2 protein-coding genes and 2 pseudogenes are annotated in these 3,323 nt (G+C 61.6%); 3 read left to right on the forward strand and 1 reads right to left on the reverse strand.

The genetic code is table 11. The features are described 5' to 3' along the window. A pseudogene (locus tag ACHFGA_RS10995) lies at positions 1–270 on the reverse strand (GNAT family N-acetyltransferase); the annotation flags it as partial. A 134-nt stretch (positions 271–404) separates the two neighbouring features. On the opposite strand from ACHFGA_RS10995, the gene istA reads away from it, so the two are divergent. From istA to ACHFGA_RS11010, 3 genes and pseudogenes are all read left to right on the forward strand, one after another. Continuing rightward, positions 405–2,042 carry an IS21 family transposase gene (istA, locus tag ACHFGA_RS11000; protein WP_394282419.1) on the forward strand — a complete coding sequence of 546 codons (1,638 nt, stop codon included), beginning with the start codon at positions 405–407 and terminating at the stop codon, positions 2,040–2,042. Then, a complete protein-coding gene (locus ACHFGA_RS11005; protein WP_394282420.1) occupies positions 2,042–2,800 on the forward strand; it encodes an ATP-binding protein in 759 nt (252 codons plus the stop codon). The genes istA and ACHFGA_RS11005 overlap by 1 nt, the downstream gene beginning before the upstream one ends. A 112-nt stretch (positions 2,801–2,912) precedes the next feature. Continuing rightward, a pseudogene (locus ACHFGA_RS11010) lies at positions 2,913–3,146 on the forward strand (integrase core domain-containing protein); the annotation flags it as partial. Positions 3,147–3,323 lie beyond the last annotated feature (177 nt).

Here is a 3,323-nt window from a genome sequence, read left to right on the forward strand (position 1 = left end):
GGACTGTTCCGGCATCGCCCCGGGCCGCCACATCGCCAGCTCCGGATCCCGGCCGGGCGTCGGAATGGGGTTGACGCCCATGGGGACGAAACCCATCCGCTCGTACAGCTTCGCCGACGCGGGTGTGGGCTCCTCGAGGTAGGCGGCGTCGTCACCCACCCGGTCCAGGCCGTGCTCGAGCAGTGCGGTGCCGACCCCGGATCCCTGGGATTCGGGTGTCGCGCCGACCATGTAGAGGTACCAGTGCGGGAACTTCGTGTTAGGAACGGATAGTTTGAAGCGCCGTGGTGACCATCGTGAAGCACGATGGTGAGCTTCGTGAAGCGCTCAGCGCCGGTAACCCCCAGACTTTCAGATGCCACACGACAACCCGGTCGTGTGGGAACCTGAAAGGACCTCCAACCGTGACCAACTACCGGTTGATCATGCAACTGCTCCTCGGGGGCAGTTCCTACCGAACAATTCAGGCTCGTTGCGGTGCCGCGCACGCTACCATCGCCAAAGCCGGAAAAGCCCTCGATCACCACCACATCACCACCCACGCCCAACTCGAGGGATTGCCTGATGACGACCTTGCCGCCCTGGTCGGCGACGGGCGGATGACCGTGGCCGGGGAGTTCGTCCCCATCGACATGGGCACGGTGATCACCGCCCGGACCGGACGCAAGAAGACACCCCTGAATGTCCTGTGGGCCGACTATCTGACCCTGCCAGCGGGGGGCTTGCGTCACTACAGCTATGAACGCTTCCGTCAGCTGGTGGGCCAGGAAGTCCAGGCCCGCGGACTCACCGCCCGGATCCAGCACATCCCGGGCCATACGATGCAGGTCGACTGGGCAGGAACAAAGATGCGCATCATCGACTCCGTCACCCGCCGGGCCACCAGCATCAACGTGTTCGTCGCCACCTTGCCGTACTCCGGCATGTTCTTCGCCTACGGGTGTGTTGACGAACGCCAACCGAACTGGCTGGCAGCCCACCGCCACGCCTTCGAGTACTTCCGGGGCGTAGCTGAGGTCATCGTGCCGGATAATGCCTCCACCGCGTCGAATGCCATCCGCACCGGGGACAAGGCACGCAGGGTTAACACCAGCTACGAGGAGTTCCTTACCCACTACAACACCGCCGCGCTTCCCACCCGGCCGATGCACCCCAAGGACAAGGGCAATGTGGAATCTGGGGTCAAGGTCGTCACCAACTGGGCGATCCGCCGACTTGCAGACCGGGAGTTCAGCAACCTCGATGACCTCAACGCAGCCCTACGGGCAGCTGTCGAGGCGATCAACGATCGCGCCCCGTTCCGGGATCAGCAGGTCTCCAGGCGTGAGATCTTCGATGAGGTGGAAGCCGAACTGTTGGCGGCACTGCCTGATGAGCCTTTCCTGCCGACGGTGTGGAAGAAATCCAAGGTGAGCCCGGACTGGCACATCACGATCGCCACCGTGCATTACTCGGTGCCGTATCAGCATGTCGGCGACACCGTGGACGTGCGTATCCGCGGTGATCAGCTGGAGGTTTTCGCCGCTGGCGCCACCATCGCCACGCACACGGTGGGCACGCAACGCGGGGCGTATGTCACCGATGTGGTCCACTGCCCACCGGGGATGGAGAATCCGAACAATCTGTGGTCTTCGGAGTATTTCCTCACCCAGGCCTCACGTGTGGGTCCGCATACGAGAACGGCGATCGCTGATCTCCTGGCGTCGCGACCGATTGTCGCTCAGGCGTATCTGCCGGCCCGCAACATCCTCGCCATGGGCGCAGGCGACAACAAGCCCATCCTCGAGGCGGCCTGCCTCCGACTGGTCGGCGATGCCACCCGTCGTCGGGCGATCTCGTACACCGCGGTGAAGAACATGATGGCGGCTGTGCGCAGCGACCAGGCGACACGACCGGCGACCACCCCTACGCCGCGGGCTCATGCGCGTTCTACGTCACCACCGCACTGGCACGGTGACCGTGGTGGGCTACTCGGCGGGGCCGGCCAGTTCAGTCTGGAAGCCCTGACCGGCACCAGCGGGGATAAGGAGGAGTCGAAGTGATGGATCCGAACCTCCACCTGGATGACACGTGGCTGGACACCTTCACCAAACTTCGGATGACCGCCTTCGGGCAAACAGTCATCGACATCGCCAACAACGCCGACTTTGATGAGTGGACCTTCTCCCAGAAGATCGCTTTCGCGCTGGACAAAGAGGTCACGGCCCGGCAGGAGCGTCGTGTTGAGAAACTACTCAAGGCATCCAGATCACCACACCCCGATGCCTGCGTAGAAGACATCGACTACCGACCAGATCGCAACCTCAGCCGTGAGTTAACGACACGGCTGGGCAGCTGTCAATGGGTGGCCAAGGCCAGCAACGTCATCATCCTGGGCAAGTCCTCCGTAGGCAAGACCTACCTCGCCCTGGCGCTGCTCAATGCGGCGTGCCGGCGTGACTACACCGCCAGGTTCTTCCGTACCGATGACCTGGCCGCGCAGCTGGCGGTGATGGACTATCACGATCCGAAGCGTCTGCAGTTCGTCACTCAGATCACCACCACGGATCTGCTGGTCTTGGATGATTTCCTCACCACCGCGATCAGCCCGGACACCGCGAACATGCTGTTCAATATCTTGTCCGCACGGGAAGGCCGAGGATCGACGTTGGTGACCTCCCAGTTCAACCCGGAGGAGTGGTACACCTCCATGGCCGACAAGGTCGTCGCTGAGTCCCTGCTCAACCGTCTTGTCGGTGGGGCAGAGATCATCAGCCTGGACGGGCCGAACATGAGACTCTCACCGACCATGGTCAGGTAACCCGCCGGATGGCGAAGTGATGATCGAGCACCGGGGTGAGCACCGCTTCACGATGCTCACCCCGGCGCTTCACTATCGTCACCATGCTGCTTCAAACTACGCGTTCCTAACAGGCGACGCCTACGACAACGGTCTGATGGAGTCAACGATCGGGCTGTACAAGTCTGAGCTCATTGATTTCGAGGCAGGGACGTGGACGGACTGGGGTGAGGTGGAACGCGCCACAGCCGGATGGGTCCACTGGTATAATCACGAGCGGTTGCATTCCTCGCTCGGGCATACCCCGCCGATCGAGCACTACACCAACTACCAACGAGAAAACCACGCAGGCCTTCACGCCGCGTAACACGCCACTCTCAAAAATTCAGGCCGATTCATTGTGACGGGCCTTTACTTTGGTGGCAGCCTTGCCAAACGCTTTCTTGATATTTGCGTCACTCTTGAGAGTCTTTTCAAGTCTCTTACTCTTGTACTTGACCTCCAAGTGCGCCAACCTTTCCCAAGACATTTTAAGCGAACACAG

Source organism: Corynebacterium sp., from assembly GCF_043426755.1.
In the GTDB taxonomy this organism is placed as follows: Bacteria; Actinomycetota; Actinomycetes; order Mycobacteriales; family Mycobacteriaceae; genus Corynebacterium.

Coding starts and splice junctions, on each gene's coding strand:
- ACHFGA_RS11005 (WP_394282420.1), top strand. CDS start 2,042: ATGGATCCGAACCTCCACCTGGATGACACGTGGCTGGACACCTTCACC.